15 protein-coding genes and 3 pseudogenes are annotated in these 17894 nt (G+C 72.2%); 14 read left to right on the top strand and 4 right to left on the bottom strand.

Features of this window, described 5'->3' with window-relative positions; genetic code table 11:
* The first annotated feature begins 42 nt into the window (after positions 1-42).
* From ABTX62_RS18680 to ABTX62_RS18665, 4 genes are all read left to right on the top strand, one after another.
* Positions 43-3237 carry a S41 family peptidase gene (locus tag ABTX62_RS18680; protein WP_352117178.1) on the top strand — a complete coding sequence of 1065 codons (3195 nt, stop codon included), beginning with the start codon at positions 43-45 and terminating at the stop codon, positions 3235-3237.
* A 121-nt stretch (positions 3238-3358) separates the two neighbouring features.
* Positions 3359-3712, top strand: coding sequence for a histidine triad nucleotide-binding protein (locus tag ABTX62_RS18675; protein ID WP_352117177.1), 354 nt, complete (start codon positions 3359-3361; stop codon positions 3710-3712).
* Between the two features lie 6 nt (positions 3713-3718).
* On the top strand, positions 3719-4624 hold the full coding sequence (locus ABTX62_RS18670; RefSeq protein WP_352117176.1) for a ribonuclease Z: 906 nt from the start codon (positions 3719-3721) through the stop codon (positions 4622-4624).
* Positions 4625-4644: 20 nt separating this feature from the next.
* Positions 4645-5637, top strand: coding sequence for an adenosine deaminase (locus tag ABTX62_RS18665; RefSeq protein ID WP_352117175.1), 993 nt, complete (start codon positions 4645-4647; stop codon positions 5635-5637).
* Positions 5638-5846: 209 nt separating this feature from the next.
* On the opposite strand, the gene ABTX62_RS18660 is transcribed toward ABTX62_RS18665, so the two are convergent.
* Together ABTX62_RS18660 and ABTX62_RS37930 are read right to left on the bottom strand one after the other, a co-directional pair.
* Entirely contained in the window at positions 5847-7160 is a 1314-nt protein-coding gene (locus ABTX62_RS18660; RefSeq protein WP_352117174.1) for an MFS transporter, read from the bottom strand.
* 202 nt (positions 7161-7362) lie between these two features.
* A pseudogene (locus tag ABTX62_RS37930) lies at positions 7363-7452 on the bottom strand (IclR family transcriptional regulator); the annotation flags it as partial.
* Between the two features lie 157 nt (positions 7453-7609).
* Here ABTX62_RS37930 and ABTX62_RS18655 point away from each other — a divergent pair.
* The 9 genes and pseudogenes from ABTX62_RS18655 to ABTX62_RS18615 form a co-directional block, all read left to right on the top strand.
* Positions 7610-7880: pseudogene (locus tag ABTX62_RS18655) on the top strand (5-dehydro-4-deoxyglucarate dehydratase); the annotation flags it as partial.
* Positions 7877-9166, top strand: a complete 1290-nt coding sequence (locus ABTX62_RS18650; RefSeq protein WP_352117173.1) for a glucarate dehydratase family protein — start codon at positions 7877-7879, stop codon at positions 9164-9166. The pseudogene ABTX62_RS18655 and the gene ABTX62_RS18650, both read left to right, overlap by 4 nt.
* Before the next feature lie 139 nt (positions 9167-9305).
* On the top strand, positions 9306-10439 hold the full coding sequence (locus ABTX62_RS18645; protein WP_352117172.1) for a carbohydrate kinase family protein: 1134 nt from the start codon (positions 9306-9308) through the stop codon (positions 10437-10439).
* Between the two features lie 179 nt (positions 10440-10618).
* Positions 10619-12766: a PhoH family protein gene (locus tag ABTX62_RS18640; RefSeq protein WP_352117171.1), complete on the top strand. Its 2148-nt coding sequence runs from the start codon at positions 10619-10621 to the stop codon at positions 12764-12766.
* Between the two features lie 14 nt (positions 12767-12780).
* Positions 12781-13278: an rRNA maturation RNase YbeY gene (ybeY, locus tag ABTX62_RS18635; RefSeq protein ID WP_283971240.1), complete on the top strand. Its 498-nt coding sequence runs from the start codon at positions 12781-12783 to the stop codon at positions 13276-13278.
* A gap of 8 nt (positions 13279-13286) precedes the next feature.
* Positions 13287-14591, top strand: coding sequence for a hemolysin family protein (locus ABTX62_RS18630; protein ID WP_352117170.1), 1305 nt, complete (start codon positions 13287-13289; stop codon positions 14589-14591).
* Complete coding sequence (locus ABTX62_RS18625) at positions 14588-14947, top strand: MmcQ/YjbR family DNA-binding protein (protein WP_352117169.1); 360 nt, start codon at positions 14588-14590, stop codon at positions 14945-14947. Before ABTX62_RS18630 ends, ABTX62_RS18625 begins: the two co-directional genes overlap by 4 nt.
* Positions 14948-14967: 20 nt before the next feature.
* On the top strand, positions 14968-15321 hold the full coding sequence (locus ABTX62_RS18620) for a cytidine deaminase-like protein (RefSeq protein ID WP_352117168.1): 354 nt from the start codon (positions 14968-14970) through the stop codon (positions 15319-15321).
* A gap of 281 nt (positions 15322-15602) precedes the next feature.
* Positions 15603-16079 (top strand): hypothetical protein, encoded by a 477-nt coding sequence (locus tag ABTX62_RS18615; protein ID WP_352117167.1) that lies wholly within the window; start codon positions 15603-15605, stop codon positions 16077-16079.
* Positions 16080-16102: 23 nt separating this feature from the next.
* On the opposite strand, the gene ABTX62_RS18610 is transcribed toward ABTX62_RS18615, so the two are convergent.
* Together ABTX62_RS18610 and ABTX62_RS37925 are read right to left on the bottom strand one after the other, a co-directional pair.
* A complete protein-coding gene (locus ABTX62_RS18610; RefSeq protein ID WP_352117166.1) occupies positions 16103-16441 on the bottom strand; it encodes a P-II family nitrogen regulator in 339 nt (112 codons plus the stop codon).
* Positions 16438-16861, bottom strand: a pseudogene (locus ABTX62_RS37925) (ammonium transporter); the annotation flags it as partial. The gene ABTX62_RS18610 and the pseudogene ABTX62_RS37925, both read right to left, overlap by 4 nt.
* Positions 16862-16905: 44 nt before the next feature.
* On the opposite strand from ABTX62_RS37925, the gene era reads away from it, so the two are divergent.
* Entirely contained in the window at positions 16906-17868 is a 963-nt protein-coding gene (gene era / locus ABTX62_RS18605; protein ID WP_352117165.1) for a GTPase Era, read from the top strand.
* Positions 17869-17894: the final 26 nt, after the last annotated feature.

Below are 17894 nucleotides of genomic sequence, written 5' to 3'. Positions count from 1 at the left end.
GAACCCTGTCCGCGCGGCGGTGTCCCTGCATAGGGTGATCAGGTGACATCGCCTGCTTACCTCCGGTTCCCCCATGTGCACGGTGACCTGGTCGCCTTCACCGCCGAGGACGACGTGTGGCTCGCTCCGCTCGACGGCGGCCGGGCCTGGCGGGTCAGCGCCGACAACATGCCGGTGACCCAGCCCCGCATCTCGCCCGACGGCACCACGGTCGCCTGGACCTCCACGAGAGACGGCGCCCCGGAGGTGTTCGTCGCCCCGGTCGACGGCGGTCCCGCCCGGCGGCTGACGTACTGGGGGAGTGCGAAGACGCAGGTGCGCGGCTGGACCCCGGACGGTGAGGTCCTGGCCATCAGCACCCAGGGCCAGGCGAGTCTGCGCCGCACCTGGGCCCGTGCCGTCCCGCTGGACGGCGGCCCGGCCGCCGTCCTGCCGTACGGGCCCGTGGGCGATGTCGCCCACGGGCCGCACACGGTGCTGCTGTCCGCGCCGATGGGCCGTGAGGCCGCCTGGTGGAAGCGGTACCGGGGCGGTACCGCGGGCAAGTTGTGGATCGACCGGCAGGACGACGGGGAGTTCGTGCGGCTGCACGAGGACCTCGACGGCAACATCGAGTACCCGCTGTGGGTCGGGGACCGCATCGCCTTCCTCTCCGACCACGAGGGCACCGGCGCGCTCTACTCCTCCCTCGCCGACGGATCCGACCTGCGCCGGCACACGGCTCTCGACGGCTTCTACGCCCGGCACGCCGCGAGCGACGGCACCCGTGTCGTCTACTCCAGCGCCGGTGAACTGTGGGTGCTGGACGACCTGGAGGGGGCCGAGCCGCGGCGGCTGGACGTGCGGCTGGGCGGACAGCGCGCCGATCTGCAGCCGTTCCCGGTGAACGCCTCCCGCTGGTTCGGGTCGGCCTGCCCGGACCACACCGCACGCGGCAGCGCGGTCGCCGTACGCGGCTGCGTGCACTGGGTCACCCACCGCTCCGGTCCGGCCCGCGCCCTGGCCGTGACGCCCGGCGTGCGGGCCCGGCTGCCGCGGACGTTCCGCGCGGACGGCGAGGAGTGGGTGGTGTGGGTGACGGACGCCGAGGGCGACGACGCCCTGGAGTTCGCGCCCGCCACCGGACTCGCCCCCGGGGCCACACCCCGCCGGATCGCCGCCGGGCAACTCGGCCGGGTCCTGGATCTCGCGATGGCGCCCGACGGCAGCCGGGCCGCGGTCGCCTGCCACGACGGCCGCCTGCTGCTCGTGGAACGCGAGACGGGCGAGGTGCGCGAGGTGGACCGCAGTGAGGACGGTGACGTGTCGGGGCCCGTCTTCTCGCCCGACTCGTCCTGGCTGGCCTGGTCCCACCCCGGCCCGCGGCCCCTGAGCCAGCTGAAGCTCGCCAACACCACCGACCTGTCGGTCACCGAGGCCACCCCGCTGCGCTTCCAGGACTACGCGCCGGCGTTCACGATGGACGGCAAGCACCTCGCGTTCCTGTCGACCCGTTCCTTCGACCCGGTGTACGACGAGCACGTCTTCGACCTGGCCTTCGTGGAGGGCGCCCGGCCGCATCTGATCACCCTCGCGGCCACCACTCCGTCCCCCTTCGGGCCGCAGCGGCACGGCCGGTCCTTCGAGACGCCCGACCGGGAGGAGACCCCCGACAGCGAGGGCACCCCCACCACCCGCATCGACCTCGAAGGCCTCGCCGACCGCATCGTGCCCTTCCCGGTGGAGGCCGCCCGCTACACCAACCTGCGCGCCGCCAAGGACGGTGTGCTGTGGCTGCGCCACCCGGTCTCCGGGGTCCTCGGCGCGTCCCGGGCCACCCCGGACGGCCCCGACCCCAAGTCCGAGCTGGAGCGCTACGACCTCGCCCAGCAGCGCGTCGAGCATCTCGCCGTCGACGCCGACCACTTCGCGGTGAGCGGCGACGGCAAGCGGGTGCTGCTGTGGACCGACGGACGGCTGAAGGTCGTTCCCAGCGACCGGCGCGCCTCCAACGACGACGACAGCGACACGAACATCACCGTCGACCTGAGCCGGGTACGCCAGATCGTCGACCCGGCGGCCGAATGGCGCCAGATGTTCGACGAGAACGGCCGCATCATGCGGGACCACTTCTGGCGGCCCGACATGAGCGGCGTCGACTGGGACGGCGTCCTCGACCGCTACCGCCCGGTGGTGGAGCGGGTCGCCACCCACGACGACCTGGTCGACCTGCTGTGGGAGGTCCAGGGCGAACTGGGCACCTCGCACGCCTACGTCACCCCGCGCGGGGGGCGCGGAGGCGGCCCCCGCCAGGGTCTGCTCGGCGCCGACCTCTCCCGGCACGAGGACGGCGGCTGGCGCGTCGACCGCATCCTGCCCTCCGAGACCTCCGACCCGGACGCCCGCAGCCCGCTGGCCGCGCCCGGTGTCGCGGTACGCCCCGGGGACGCGATCGTCGCCGTCGCGGGCCAGCCGGTCGACCCGGTTCTCGGCCCCGGCCCGCTGCTGATCGGCACGGCCGGCAAGCCGGTGGAGCTGACCATCTCCCCGTCCGGCGGCGGCGATCCCCGGCACGCCGTCGTCGTCCCGGTCGCCGACGAGGAGCCCCTGCGCTACCACGCCTGGGTCGCCGACCGGCGCGCCTACGTCCACGAGAAGTCCGGCGGCCGCCTCGGCTATCTCCACGTCCCGGACATGCAGGCCCCCGGCTGGGCCCAGATCCACCGCGACCTGCGGGTCGAGGTCGCCCGCGAGGGCCTGGTCGTCGACGTCCGCGAGAACCGCGGCGGCCACACCTCCCAACTGGTCGTGGAGAAACTCGCCCGGCGCATCGTCGGCTGGGCCGTCCCGCGCGGCATGCGCGCCTACAGCTATCCGGAGGACGCCCCGCGCGGCCCCGTCGTGGCCGTCGCCAACGAGTTCTCCGGCTCCGACGGCGACATCGTCAACGCGGCCGTCAAGGCCCTCGGTCTCGGCCCGGTCGTCGGCACCCGCACCTGGGGCGGCGTCATCGGCATCGACAGCCGCTACCGCCTGGTCGACGGCACCCTCGTGACCCAGCCCAAGTACGCCTTCTGGCTGCAGGGCTACGAGTGGGGTGTGGAGAACCACGGCGTGGATCCCGACGTGGAGGTCCTGCAACGCCCGCAGGATCACGCGGCGGGAAGGGACACCCAACTGGACGAGGCGATCAGGCTGGCACTGGAGGCACTGGAGTCCACTCCCGCCAAGACGCCCCCGGCCGTACCGACCCTTTAGGGGCGCGGGGCTGTGTCGATGTGCGGCCCCGCCGCGTGGGCGCGACCAGCCACGAACGGCCCGCACCCGACGACGATACGATGCCCGGCAAGACCGAGTTCGGCCAACCCCCGGAGGGAAAATGGCAGGGGAACCCCAGGACGACTGCCTGTTCTGCAAGATCGTCGCCGGTACCGTCCCGGCGACGATCGTCCGCCAGACGGACACCACCATCGCCTTCCGCGACATCAACCCCCAGGCCCCCACCCACGTCCTGATCATCCCCAAGGCGCACTACGAGAACGCCGCCGCCCTTGCCGCCGCCGACCCGGCCCTCACCGCGGACGTGCTCCGCGAGGCCCAGGCCGTCGCGGAGGAGGAGAAGCTCGACAGCCACCGTCTGGTCTTCAACACGGGCAGCGGCGCCGGCCAGACGGTGTGGCACGTGCACGGCCACGTGCTCGGCGGCCGCGGCCTCCAGTGGCCCCCGGGATGATCCGCCGTGTCCGTACGTGAACTCGTCGTCCTCGGCACCGCCAGCCAGGTCCCGACCCGGCACCGCAACCACAACGGCTACCTGCTGCGCTGGGACGGCGAGGGCATCCTGTTCGACCCGGGCGAGGGCACGCAGCGCCAGATGCTGCGCGCCGGGGCCGCCGCCCACGACCTGAACCGGATCTGCGTCACGCACTTCCACGGCGACCACTGCCTCGGCCTCGCCGGTGTGATCCAGCGCATCAACCTCGACCGGGTCCCGCACGCGATCACCGCCCACTACCCCCGCTCCGGGCAGCGCTTCTTCGACCGGCTCCGCTACGCCACGGCCTACCGCGAGACCGTCGGCGTCACCGAGGCCCCGGTCGACGCCGACGGGCCCCTCGCCCGCACCGGCGGCTACACACTGGAAGCCCGGAAGCTGTCGCATCCGGTGGAGTCGTACGGCTACCGGCTCGTCGAGCCCGACGGTCGCCGCATGCTGCCCGAGCGGCTCGCCGCGCACGGCATCGCGGGCCCGGACGTCGGCCGCATCCAGCGCGAGGGCTTTCTCGGCGCGGTCGGCCTCGACGCCGTCAGCGAGGTGCGGCGCGGGCAGCGGTTCGCGTTCGTCATGGACACCCGGCTGTGCGACGGCGTGTACGCGCTCGCCGAGGACTGCGACATGCTCGTCATCGAGTCGACCTTCCTCGACGAGGACGAGGAACTCGCCGTCGAGCACGGACACCTGACCGCCGGTCAGGCCGCGCGGGTGGCCCGGGACGGCGGCGTGCGCCACCTCGTGCTGACCCACTTCAGCCAGCGGTACACCGATCCCGACGAGTTCGAGCGGCAGGCGCGGGCCGCCGGGTACGACGGCGAGCTGACCGTGGCCCACGATCTCCTGCGGGTACCGGTTCCGAAGCGTCGGTGAAACGGCCGTACGATGAATTGATGTCCCTCCCCAAAGCCGAACTGCACCTTCACATCGAAGGCACCCTGGAACCGGAACTCGCCTTCGAGCTCGCCACCCGAAACGGCCTCACGCTGCCGTACGCCGACACGGAAGAGCTGCGCGAGGCCTACCGGTTCGACGACCTCCAGTCCTTCCTGAACCTGTACTACGAGCTCATGGCCGTCCTGCGCACCGAGCGGGACTTCGAGGACCTGGCGAACGAGTACCTCGCCCGGGCGGCCGCGCAGGGCGTGCGGCACGCGGAGATCTTCTTCGACCCGCAGGCCCACACCAGCCGCGGTCTGGAGCTCGGCACGGTCGTCGAGGGACTGTGGCGGGCGCTGGGGAGCAGCGAGGCGAACCACGGCGTCTCCACCCGGCTGATCCTGTGCTTCCTGCGCGACGAGTCCGCCGAGTCGGCCCTGGCCACGCTGGACGCCGCCAAGCCCTACCTGGACCGGATCACCGGGGTCGGTCTCGACTCGGCCGAGGTCGGGCACCCGCCGGTGAAGTTCCGCGAGGTCTACGAGAGGGCCGCCGCGCTCGGCCTGCGCCGGGTCGCCCACGCCGGTGAGGAGGGCCCGCCCGAGTACATCGCCGAGGCGCTGGACATCCTCGGGGTGGAGCGGGTCGACCACGGGCTGCGCTGCGTGGAGGACCCGGCGCTGGTGGAGCGGCTGGTGCGCGACCGGGTGCCGCTGACGCTGTGCCCGCTGTCCAACGTGCGGCTGCGCACCGTCGACGCCCTCGCCGACCACCCCCTGCCGGCCATGCTGGACGCCGGCCTGATGTGCACGGTCAACTCCGACGACCCGGCCTACTTCGGCGGCTACGCCGGCGACAACTTCGAGGCCGTGCGCGCCACCCTCGGCCTCACCGGGGAACGGCTGCGGGAACTCGCCCGCAACTCCTTCCTCGCCTCCTTCCTGGAGGACGACGAGGAGCTGCGGGCGCGGTATCTGGCCGAGGTGGAGGCCTACACCTTCGGCTAGTGCCGCAGCAGGCAACGTTCGCCCCGTCGCGACGTGCGGCACGCTCCCCCGTTCTCGGCTTCGCTCGAACGGGAGGGGCCCCCACCGCCGCACCGGCCGAAAGCCCAAGTGCGTCCAGGACGAGGACTTCCGGCCGGCCCGCCGAGAGCACGCACCGCGCTCCTCCATGGGCAAACGTCGCCTGGCGCGGCACTGGCTCCGGGCCGGACTCAGAGGACCTCCGAACCCGCCTTGCCGTAGGCGCGCTGGGCGGGGACGGCGGCGGCCTCCACCGGGATCTCCACCACGGGCTGCTCCGGGGCACCGATCTCGGGGACCGCGCCGGTGGGCGTGCCGGTGGCGGCGGCGAGCAGGGCGGCCGGGTGGCCGCCGCGGCGGCGGATCGCGCCGGGCAGCAGCGGACGTCCGCCGGTGTGCAGGGCGACGGCGGTCATCGGCACGGCGATCACCAGCAGCCCCCCGCCGAGCACCGCGCCCATGGCCGGGAACCCGGCCTGCGCCGCCAGCACGCTGCCGGTCAGCGGCCCGGCGGCGGTGCCCAGCGAGGACGCCGAGCCGACCAGCACTGCCCAGCGGCCACGCGGGTCGAGCGAGGCGGCGAGCCCGATGAGGTACGACAGCACCACCGGGTAGAGCGTGTTCCAGGCGATCTCGCCGGCCGCGAAGCTCCCGAAGCCGGTCGCGGAGGCGCTGAGGACGATGCAGCCCGCGATGAGGACCGTGCCCAGGCCGATCGGCACCGCGCGTCCGAGGCGTGCCCCGAGGGCACCGGCCGCCAGGACACCGGCGAGCCCGGCGCCGAGCGCCACCGCGAAGACGGCGCCCACGGCGGCCTCGCCCAGGTGCGCCTGCTCAAGACCTATCCGGCCGCTCACGCCCCACAGGGAGTTCTGCGCGAGCGACCAGCACACCATGGCGGCGGCCAGCACCAGCCCCGAACGGGCGTGCGGCGGCCGGGCCGTGGGGCGCCGGGTGGGCGGTGGGGGCGTCCCGACGGGGAGGCGGCCGGTCAGCGGCCACACGGCCAGGGCCGTGAGGGCGAGCGCGGCCAGGGGCAGACCGTGCCCGGGGCCGAGGTGCGGCACCGTCAGATACACCGCGCCCGCGAGGCCGGAGACGCTCAACAGACCGGCGGTGGAGGCTCGGTGCGGGTCCCCCAGGCCCGCGATGAGGGTGGCGGCGACGGTGGTGGCCGTGCCCGAGCCGAAGCCGCCGACGACGGCGCCCACGACGACGGCGGGAATCGAGGTGGCCAGGGCGGCGCCGCCGTAGCCGAGGAGGGCCAGGGCGAGGCCGAGACGGGCGAGTGTGCGGGCTCCGACCCGCTCGACCCGGGAGGCCAGGACGAATCCGGCGGCGGCCGAACTCAGCAGCAGGGCACTGCCGACGGCGCCGGCCTGCGTGGCGGAGAGCGGAAGTCCCGAGTCGAGCCGGCCGACGGTGGTCGGCAGCAGATACGGGGCGAGGTACCCGGCCGCGAAAAGGGCGACGAGGGGCCAGGGCGTGGTGCGAGGGGCGAACACGGGCGTTCCCAGGGCATGCGAAAGGAGCGGCAGAAAGGGGGAGGGGGCGACGACCGTCGACGGACAGGAACGCGCGGGCAATTTGTATCAAGCAAGCAGTCGGGCGCGTGAGCCGGGACGGTGTGATGTGAAGCACGTTGCGTTTGAGCCGGTGAAGCCCGGGTAGAAACGGGCCTTTCGCCTTGTGGCGCAGGCCTTTTCGCTACCGTCGGCGCACCGCTCCGGGACCACCCGGAACCGTCGCCTCGGCCTTCGCCCGGATCTCCCGCATCACGGTGACGATCCGCTCCTCGACGCCTCGTCGAGGTGCGGGGAGCCGGTGGCGGCGGTACGGACCCAGCCGCGCGACGCCCCCCTGTGTCTGACCTACGCCGAGGGCGATCAGGGTCGCCGGCGCGGTTGACGTTCTCATACCCAACCGCCATTCTCATCCATGGATGAGATCCCTCGAGATCGCCGACGCCTTCTCCACCGCCCCGCGCGACGGCGACCCACGGCATCGCCGACAAGCTGCCGCGCGACTTCCATGTGCCGTCCGCCGAACCGCGCGACCGCGTCCCCGGGTACGCCGTGCCGCCGGTGAAGGCCGCGGCCACCCGGCTGCGCGACCACCGGACGGGCCCGGTGCGCGCCCCGCTCACCGACCCCTCGCCCGCCGACCAGGCCGCCCTCACCGCCGTCCTCACCGCCGGACTCGACCTCGTGGGAGACACCCCGTGAACCTCGCCATCACCGACGTGCGGCTCACCCCGATCCTGGTCGCGGACCCGCCGCTGCTGAACACCCAGGGCGTGCACCAGCCGTACACACCCCGGCTGATCGTCGAGGTCGTCACCGCCGACGGCATCACCGGCGTGGGGGAGACCTACGGCGACGCCAAGTACCTGGACCTGGCCCGGGCCTTCGCCGAGCGGCTGAAAGGACGCCAGGTCAGCGACCTGAACGGCCTGTTCACCGTCGCGGACCGGGTCGCGGTGGACGCCTCGCGCGTGCGGAACTCCGTCGACGTCGGCGGGCTGCGCGGCGTCCAGACCGCCGAGAAGCTGCGGTTGTCCGTCGTCTCCGGCTTCGAGGTCGCCTGCCTGGACGCCCTCGGCAAAGCGCTGGGACTGCCCGTGCACACGCTGCTCGGCGGCAAGGTGCGCGACGCCGTCGAGTACAGCGCCTACCTGTTCTACAAGTGGGCCCACCACCCCGAGGGCATGCCGGCCGAGAAGGACGACTGGGGCGCCGCCGTCGACCCGGCCGGAGTGGTGGAACAGGCCCGCCGCTTCAAGGAGCGCCACGGCTTCACCTCCTTCAAGCTCAAAGGCGGCGTCTTCCCGCCGGCCGAGGAGATCGCCGCCGTACGCGCGCTCGCCGCGGCCTTCCCGGGGCACCCGCTGCGGCTCGACCCGAACGGCGCCTGGTCCGTCGAGACGTCCGTGCGGGTGGCCCGCGAGCTCGGGGACGTCCTGGAGTACCTGGAGGACCCGGCGCTCGGCACACCCGCCATGGCCGAGGTCGCCGAACGCACCGGAGTGCCGCTCGCCACCAACATGTGCGTGACGACCTTCGCCGAGATCGAGGAGGCGTTCACCCGCGGCGCGGTCCAGGTCGTGCTCTCCGACCACCACTACTGGGGCGGACTGCGCAACACCCAGCGGCTCGCCGCCGTCTGCCGAACCTTCGGCGTCGGCGTGTCGATGCACTCCAACACCCACCTCGGCATCTCCCTCGCCGCGATGACCCACGTGGCGGCCACCGTCCCGGACCTCCACCACGCCTGCGACTCCCACTACCCCTGGCAGTCGGAGGACGTCCTCACCGAGCGGCTCGCCTTCGAGGACGGCAGGATCACCGTGTCCGACGCCCCCGGCCTCGGCGTGGAACTCGACCGCGAGCGGCTGGCCGCACTGCACCGGCGGTGGCTGGACGACGACGGTGCCCTGCGGGACCGCGACGACGCGGCGGCGATGCGGGTCGCCGACCCCCAGTGGGCGACGCCCGCCGTGCCCCGCTGGTGACCCCCGCTCATGCCGGTGCGGGGGGCGCGCGAGGGCCCCACGCGAGCTGACGGGACGGGTGGGTCCGGCGTGATCGGCGTCACGTCCTCGGTGATGTGGTGCAGACTGGCCTGACCCGCACCACGTCAGGGAGCGCATCGTGACCGCGTCCACCGCCCCGGCCGGAAAGGGCCCGGGAAAGGGATCGCACCGCCAGAGCCAGGCCGATCCCCTCGCCCCGCTGCGCAGGCCGGACGACCCGCCCTGGGACGTCTATCTCACCGGGACCGTCTTCCTGGACATCATCTTCACCGGCCTCGACTCCGCCCCGGTGCGGGGCACGGAGTCCTGGGCGCGCGGAATGGGGTCGAGCCCCGGCGGCGTCGCCAACATGGCGACCGCCCTGGCCCGCCTCGGCCTGCGGACGTCCCTCGCGGCGGCCTTCGGCGACGACCACTACGGCGACTACTGCTGGGACGCCCTGGAGCACGGCGAGGGCATCGACCTCTCCCCGTCGCGCACGGTGCCCGGCTGGCACTCCCCGGTGACCGTCTCCATGGCCTACGAGGGGGAGCGCACCATGGTCTCGCACGGCCACGAGCCACCCCCCGAGGAACCCGCCCCCGAGTGCCCGCCCCGCGCCCGAGCCGCCGTCGCCTCCCTCGCCCCCGGCGTCAGCGCGCCCTGGATCGCCCAGGCCGCGAGCACCGGCACCCGCGTGTTCGGCGACGTCGGCTGGGACGACACCGGCGCCTGGGATCTGGCGGGCCTGCCCGACCTGCCGCACTGCGAGGCGTTCCTGCCGAACGCGGAGGAGGCCATGCGGTACACCGGCGCGGACTGCCCCCGGGCCGCCGCGCACGCCCTGACCGAGTACGTGCCGCTCGCGGTGGTCACCCGCGGCGCGGACGGTGCGTACGCCGTGGACCGGCGGACGGGGGAGACGGCGGAGGTACCGGCGATCGAGGTCGAGGCGCTCGACCCGACGGGAGCCGGCGACGTGTTCGTCGCCGGGTTCGTGGCCGGGACCCTGGCGGACTGGCCATTGGCGGACCGGCTGGCCTTCGCCGGACTGACGGCGGCGCTGTCGGTGCAGGAGTTCGGGGGGTCGCTGTCGGCGCCGGGGTGGTCGGAGATCGCGGCGTGGTGGCGGAAGGTGCAGTCGGTCGCGGAGCAGTCGCCGGCGGCACTGGAGAGGTACGGGTTCCTGGCGGGGCTCGTGTCGGAGGAACTGGTGAGGCCCTGGCCGCTGCGGCGCGCCGTGCCCACGATCGGCTTCCGCCGCTCCGCCTGACCCCCCGGCCCTTCGGGCGGCTCCCCCCGGACCCCGGCCAGCGCCGCCGCCCCCTTTCCGACCCCGTCCCCAAAACCTCTACGGCGATGTCACTCCCCCGTCGTACCCTGGGAATCGCGAGGCCGCCCTCAGCTACGCGGCCGTGACGAGGAGGAACCGCAGGCCTTCAGCGCCGGCCCATGACTCAGACACCCACAGCTCACACCCCCGCGCAGGAGCAGGCGAGAGCGCAGCTCACCGTCCCCGCCCAGCACCCCATGGTGACCGTTCTGGGATCCGGCGACTCCCTTCTGCGCGTGATCGAGAAGGCCTTCCCGGCGGCCGACATCCACGTCCGGGGCAACGAGATCAGCGCGGTCGGCGACTCCAAGGACGTCGCCCTCATTGCGCGCGTTTTCGACGAGATGATGCTGGTGCTCCGCACCGGGCAACCGATGACGGAGGACGCAGTGGAACGCTCGATCGCCATGCTCAAGGCGAGCGACAACGGCGAGAGCGACGGCCAGGAGACCCCGGCCGAGGTGCTCACGCAGAACATCCTGTCCTCGCGCGGCCGCACGATCCGCCCCAAGACGCTCAACCAGAAGCGCTACGTGGACGCGATCGACAAGCACACGATCGTCTTCGGCATCGGCCCCGCCGGCACCGGAAAGACCTACCTGGCGATGGCCAAGGCGGTGCAGGCCCTGCAGTCCAAGCAGGTCAACCGCATCATCCTGACCCGCCCCGCGGTCGAGGCCGGAGAGCGGCTGGGGTTCCTCCCGGGCACGCTCTACGAGAAGATCGACCCCTACCTGCGCCCCCTCTACGACGCCCTGCACGACATGCTCGACCCGGACTCGATCCCGAAGCTGATGGCTTCCGGGACTATTGAGGTGGCGCCGCTCGCGTATATGCGTGGCAGGAGCCAGCCGATCTTCACAAACGTCCTCACACCGGACGGCTGGCGCCCCATCGGCGACCTCCAGGTCGGTGACCTGGTCATCGGCTCGAACGGTGAGCCGACCCCTGTTCTCGGTGTTTTTCCCCAAGGTGACAGGGACATCTACCGCGTCAGTGCTCAGGACGGCTCCTGGACTCTGTGCTGCGGGGAGCACTTGTGGACCGTCAGGACGCGTGACGACAAGCGCCGCGACAAGCCATGGCGGGTCCTTGAGACCCAGGAGATGATCGGCGACCTGCGAGCCGCGCATGCGCGCCGGTACGAGCTGCCACTCCTCACCGCGCCGGTGCAGATGCCCGAGCGTGAGGTCCCGATGGACCCGTATGCGCTGGGACTGCTGCTGGGTGACGGATGCCTGACCGGTTCCACCGCGCCCTCCTTCGCTTCGGAGGACCGCGAGCTGGCCGAGGCTCTGGAGTCCGCTCTCCCGGGCATCGCGGTACGGCATCGCGGTGGCCCGAACTACGTGCTCAACAGGGTCAAGTCACCGGGCGACGTGGTCACGCTGGAGAACCCGGTCACCCGTGCCCTGCGCGAGCTGGATCTCCTGCGCACGCGCTCCCACACCAAGCTCGTCCCGGACGACTACCTGCACAACTCCGCCGAGGTGCGGCTGGCTCTGTTGCAGGGCCTCCTCGACTCCGACGGAGGACCGGTCACGCAGCAGGACCGCACCTGCCGGATCCAGTACACGACGACATCGATCCTGCTCCGTGACGATGTGATCGCTCTCGTCCAGTCGCTGGGCGGCGTCGCGTACACCCGCCGCAGGGCTGCCGAGGGCCGCGAGCCCGGCCTTGCGAACGGCCGGGAGGTCGCACACCGCCACGACGCCCACATCATCGACATCCGCCTCCCTGAAGGCATCGAGCCCTTCCGCCTCGCCCGCAAGCGCGACAAGTACCACGCGGCGGGAGGCGGCGGACGCCCGATGCGCTTCATCGACAGCATCGAGCCCGCGGGCAGGGAGGAGACCGTCTGCATCCAGGTGGCCGCCGAGGACTCCCTCTACGTCACGCAGGACTACCTGCTCACTCACAACACCCTCAATGACGCCTTCATCATCCTGGACGAGGCCCAGAACACGAGCCCCGAACAGATGAAGATGTTCCTCACCCGCCTCGGCTTCGAGTCGAAGATCGTGATCACGGGTGACGTGACGCAGGTCGACCTGCCCGACGGGACGAAGAGCGGTCTGCGCCAGGTGCAGGACATCCTGGAAGGGGTCGACGACGTGCATTTCTCCCGGCTGTCGTCCCAGGACGTCGTCCGGCACAAGCTGGTGGGCCGTATCGTCGACGCGTACGAGAAGTACGACACCACGCACGGCACCCGGAACGGCGCGCACCAGAGCCGCGGCAAGTCCGGGCACAAGGGGAAGTAGACACACACAGCACCATGTCGATCGACGTCAACAACGAGTCCGGCACCGAGGTCGACGAGCAGGCGATCCTCGACATCGCCCGCTACGCGCTCGCTCGGATGCGCATCCACCCGCTCTCCGAGCTCTCGGTGATCGTCGTGGACGCCGACGCCATGGAGCAGCTCCACCTCCAGTGGATGGACCTCCCGGGTCCCACGGATGTCATGTCCTTCCCGATGGACGAGCTGCGTCCGCCCTCCAAGGACGACGACGAGCCGCCGCAGGGGCTGCTCGGTGACATCGTGCTGTGCCCCGAAGTCGCTCAGAAGCAGGGCAAGGAAGCCGACACGCAGCACTCCATGGACGAGGAGCTCCAGTTGCTCACCGTCCACGGAGTGCTGCACCTGCTGGGCTACGACCACGAGGAACCGGACGAGAAGGCCGAGATGTTCGGCCTCCAGGCGGCCATCGTGGACGGCTGGCGCGCGGAGCGGGGCCTGACCGGCCCGTCCCCGGCGCCGACGGTCTCGTAGCGCCGCCGATGAGTCCGCAACTCGCCCTGGGCGCCATCGCCCTGGTCGTCGTGGCCTGGCTCGCCGCCTGCGCGGAGGCGGGCCTCGCGCGCGTTTCCAGCTTCCGCGCCGAGGAGGCCGTGCGCTCCGGCCGCCGCGGCAGCGCCAAGCTCTCCCAGGTCGCCGCCGACCCGACCCGCTACCTGAACGTCGCGCTGCTGGTCCGCGTCGCCTGCGAGATGGCCGCCGCCGCGCTGATCACCTACGGCTGCCTGCAAGAGTTCGACGGCACCACCGAGGCCCTCCTGGTCGCCATCACGGTCATGGTCCTGGTGTCGTACGTCGCCGTCGGCGTCTCCCCGCGCACCATCGGCCGCCAGCACCCCCTGAACACCGCGACGGTCTCGGCGTACGTCCTGGTGCCGCTGGCCCGGATCATGGGCCCGATCCCGTCGCTGCTCATCCTCATCGGCAACGCGCTCACGCCCGGCAAGGGCTTCAGGCGCGGCCCCTTCGCGTCCGAGGCGGAGCTGCGCGCCCTGGTCGACCTGGCCGAGAAGGAGTCCCTCATCGAGGACGAGGAGCGCCGCATGGTGCACTCGGTCTTCGAGCTGGGCGACACCCTCGTGCGCGAGGTCATGGTGCCGCGCACGGACCTCGTGGTCATCGAGCGTTTCAAGACCATCCGCCAGGCCCTCACGCTCGCCCTGCGCTCCGGCTTCTCGCGCATCCCGGTGACCGGCGAGAGCGAGGACGACATCGTCGGGATCGTCTATCTGAAGGACCTCGTCCGCAGGACGCACATCAGCCGTGACGCCGAGTCCGAGCAGGTGTCCACGGCCATGCGCCCCGCCTTCTTCGTGCCCGACACCAAGAACGCCGGTGACCTGCTGCGCGAGATGCAGAAGGAACGCAACCACGTCGCCGTGGTCATCGACGAGTACGGCGGCACGGCCGGCATCGTCACCATCGAGGACATCCTGGAGGAGATCGTCGGCGAGATCACCGACGAGTACGACCGTGAACTGCCGCCGGTGGAGGACCTCGGCAAGGACCGCTTCCGGGTCACCGCCCGCCTCGACATCGGGGACCTGGGTGAGCTGTACGGTCTGGAGGCCTTCGACGACGAGGACGTCGAGACGGTCGGCGGCCTGCTGGCCAAGGCGCTGGGCCGCGTCCCCATCGCGGGCGCCTCCTCCGTCGTGGACCTGCCCGACGGCCGCGAGCTGCGGCTGACGGCGGAGGCCGCCGCCGGCCGCCGGAACAAGATCGTGACGGTGCTGGCGGAGCCGGTGGACCCGGCGGACCCGCCCGAGGAGGAGAAGCCGGAATGACTCCCCAGGAGCTGCGCGCGTTCTGCCTGTCCTTCGACGCGGCCGTGGAGGACTTCCCGTTCAGCCCGGAGCTCTCGGTCTTCAAGGTGCAGGGCAAGCTCTTCGCCCTGTCGCACCTCGACGCGCGGCCGCTGAAGGCCAACCTCAAGTGCGACCCGGAGGAGGCGATCCGCCTGCGCCGCGAGCACGAGGGGCTGATCGTCCCGGGCTGGCACATGAACAAGCGCCACTGGAACACGGTCACCGTCGACGGCGCCCTCCCGGACGAGCTGGTCCGGGAGCTCATCGAGGACTCCTATGACCTGGTCGTCGCGGGTCTGCCGCGGGCGGACCGCCTCCGCCTCGACCGCCCCTGACGCTTCCGTATGCTCGGATCATGACCGACAGCAGCGCGCTCGACCCCGAGGACCGCAAGATCGTCACCCTGGCCCGTTCCGCGCGGGCCCGCAACGGCGTGCCCGAGGGCGCGGCCGTGCGGGACGAGACCGGACGCACCTATGTCGCGGGCACCGTGGCCCTCGAATCCCTGAAGCTCAGTGCCCTGCAGACGGCGGTGGCGATGGCGGTCGCCTCGGGCGCGACGTCCCTGGAGGCGGCGGCGGTCGTGACCGAGGCAGAGACCGCGTCCGCGGAGGACCGGGCGGCGGTACGCGACCTCGGTGGTGCGCAGACGCCCGTGCTGGTGGCGGGGTTCGACGGGGTCGTCCGGCTGACGGTCCGGGCGGGCTGAGGCCCTCGGGCTCTGACCCCGGACCCCCATCGGCCTGAACGGCCTCGTCCTCAAGCGCCGGACGGGCTGGTTGGCGCCGACCGGCCCCGTCCACCCTCACCGCTGGCCGAACTTCGCCGTAACCGCCGGTAATTAGGCCAGTTTTCAACCTTGCCGCCCTCTGCCCCACGCGCATCAATGGAACCGTAAGTTCCGACGGACCGTCAGGTTCGACTCTCGCGCAGCGTGCCCGCACCCACCTGCCGAGCGGTCCCCCCACACGGAAAGGGAGCCGGAATCCCATGAGATGCAAGCGAATCGGAGCAGGTGCGGCACTGGCGGCCGGGGCCCTCGCGGTCACCGGGCTCGCCTTCGCCCCCGCAGCCCTCGCCGTCACCCCGCAGACGGCGACGATCAACGCCGACTGCGGCGGCTTCGGCAGCGGCGAGGCCACGCTCACGGCCACGCAGGACGGCACCGCCGCCACCGTCACGGTCACGTCCTCCGCGATCACGGCGCCCATCGCGCTGGGAGAGGACTCGATCTCCTCCGCCCTCACCCTGGTGAAGAGCGGCGGCGGAACCGTCGACTTCACCGGCACGGAGAACCCGGCGATGGCCGCCGGCGCCCCCGTCGAGGTCGGCCCCCTCAGCGGCACCGTGGCCTCCGGCGACAGCCTGGAGGCCTTCGGCGGCTCGCTGCGGATGACCGTCTTCGGCATCACCATCACCTGCACGGCGACCGGGCCGCAGTCACCGGGCCCGTTCGTCTTCGACTGAGACCGCGGCAGCGCGGCCCGGCGTCAGAGCGCGTCGGGGCCGCGCTCGCCCGTCCGCACCCGCACGACCGTGTCGACGGGCAGCGCCCACACCTTGCCGTCGCCGATCTTGCCGGTGCGCGCGGCCTTCACGACCGCGTCGATGACGTCCTCGGCGACCGCGTCCTCGACGACGACCTCGATGCGGACCTTGGGCACCAGGTCGACCTGGTACTCGGCGCCGCGGTACACCTCGGTGTGGCCGCGCTGCCGGCCGTAGCCGCTGGCCTCGCTCACCGTCAGGCCGTGCACGCCGAGTGCCTGCAGGGCGTTCTTGACCTCGTCGAGGCGGTACGGCTTGACGATCGCGGTGATGAGCTTCATGCCTGGGGGGTGACCTTCTGGGCGGGGGGACGACGGAGGAGGAGACCGGGGCGCCGCGGCCCAGGACCCCGTGATCGTAGGCCGTCCCGGCGTGCGCCGTAAGATCCAGGCCGGTCCGTTCCCGCTCCTCGTCGGCACGGAAGCCCCTCGCGGTGTCGATCAGCCCGGCGATGCCGTACATCATGCCGACCGCGTACACCACCACGACGACCACGGCATTGGACTTCCGGCTCGCGGCGGACGAGCAGACGGCGGATGGCGGCCAGGCCCCGACCGCGCCGGACGGGTGTCCAGGGTCGTGGCGTGGCCGTCGCGCTTCTGCCGCACGAGGAGCCGGCCCTGCGGTCCGGTGCGGCCCGCGGCGAGGGTGTCGGGGGACGCGGTGGCCGCGAGGCCGTCGGCGGCGAGGGCGGAGGAGCTCACGAGAGGCGTCCGGTACAGGGCGGCTTCGTGGATCAGGGACAATGGGCGCCATGAGCGTTCGTACCCAGTCATCCGAAGAGCCGGCCGGAGCTGTCCACAGGGCCGGCTTCGCCTGCTTCGTGGGCCGTCCCAACGCGGGCAAGTCCACCCTCACGAATGCTCTGGTCGGCCAGAAGGTGGCGATCACGGCGAACCAGCCGCAGACGACGCGGCACACCGTGCGGGGCATCGTGCATCGCCCGGACGCCCAGCTGATCCTGGTCGACACCCCCGGGCTGCACAAGCCGCGCACACTGCTGGGCGAGCGGCTCAACGACGTCGTGCGCACCACGTGGGCCGAGGTCGACGTGATCGGCTTCTGTCTGCCGGCGAACGAGAGGCTCGGGCCCGGCGACCGCTTCATCGCGAAGGAACTGGCGTCCATCAAGAAGACGCCGAAGATCGCCATCGTCACCAAGACCGACCTGGTGGACAGCAAGGTGCTCGCCGAGCAGCTGATCGCCGTCGACCAGCTCGGCAAGGAGCTCGGCTTCGAGTGGGCCGAGATCGTGCCGGTCTCGGCCGTCGCCGACCAGCAGGTGGGTCTGCTGGCCGATCTGCTCGTCCCCCTGCTGCCCGAGGGCCCCGCGCTCTACCCCGAGGGCGACCTGACCGACGAGCCCGAGCAGGTCATGATCGCGGAGCTGATCCGCGAGGCCGCGCTGGAGGGCGTCCGCGACGAGCTGCCGCACTCCATCGCGGTCGTCGTCGAGGAGATGCTCCCGCGCGAGGACCGCCCCGCCGACAAGCCCCTCCTCGACATCCACGCCTTCGTCTACATCGAGCGCCCCAGCCAGAAGGGCATCATCATCGGCCCCAAGGGCAAGCGCCTGAAGGAGGTCGGCATCAAGTCCCGCAAGCAGATCGAGGCGCTGCTGGGCACGCCGGTCTTCCTCGACCTGCACGTGAAGGTGGCCAAGGACTGGCAGCGGGATCCCCGGCAGTTGCGCAAGCTGGGGTTCTGAGAGCCCGCGGCCCGCTCCCAGGCCGT

The organism is Streptomyces sp. NPDC096046, assembly GCF_040303285.1.
Classification (GTDB): domain Bacteria; phylum Actinomycetota; class Actinomycetes; order Streptomycetales; family Streptomycetaceae; genus Streptomyces.
This window is presented reverse-complemented; position numbering and strand designations above follow the sequence as displayed.

What these genes read in the sequence shown, in the direction of transcription:
- ABTX62_RS18665 (WP_352117175.1), top strand. Translation starts at nt 4,645, where the DNA reads ATGTCCCTCCCCAAAGCCGAACTGCACCTTCACATCGAAGGCACCCTG.
- ABTX62_RS18610 (WP_352117166.1), bottom strand. Translation starts at nt 16,441, where the DNA reads ATGAAGCTCATCACCGCGATCGTCAAGCCGTACCGCCTCGACGAGGTC.
- ABTX62_RS18630 (WP_352117170.1), top strand. Translation starts at nt 13,287, where the DNA reads ATGAGTCCGCAACTCGCCCTGGGCGCCATCGCCCTGGTCGTCGTGGCC.
- ABTX62_RS18620 (WP_352117168.1), top strand. Translation starts at nt 14,968, where the DNA reads ATGACCGACAGCAGCGCGCTCGACCCCGAGGACCGCAAGATCGTCACC.
- ABTX62_RS18640 (WP_352117171.1), top strand. Translation starts at nt 10,619, where the DNA reads ATGACTCAGACACCCACAGCTCACACCCCCGCGCAGGAGCAGGCGAGA.
- ABTX62_RS18675 (WP_352117177.1), top strand. Translation starts at nt 3,359, where the DNA reads ATGGCAGGGGAACCCCAGGACGACTGCCTGTTCTGCAAGATCGTCGCC.
- ABTX62_RS18615 (WP_352117167.1), top strand. Translation starts at nt 15,603, where the DNA reads ATGAGATGCAAGCGAATCGGAGCAGGTGCGGCACTGGCGGCCGGGGCC.
- ABTX62_RS18625 (WP_352117169.1), top strand. Translation starts at nt 14,588, where the DNA reads ATGACTCCCCAGGAGCTGCGCGCGTTCTGCCTGTCCTTCGACGCGGCC.
- ybeY (WP_283971240.1), top strand. Translation starts at nt 12,781, where the DNA reads ATGTCGATCGACGTCAACAACGAGTCCGGCACCGAGGTCGACGAGCAG.
- era (WP_352117165.1), top strand. Translation starts at nt 16,906, where the DNA reads ATGGGCGCCATGAGCGTTCGTACCCAGTCATCCGAAGAGCCGGCCGGA.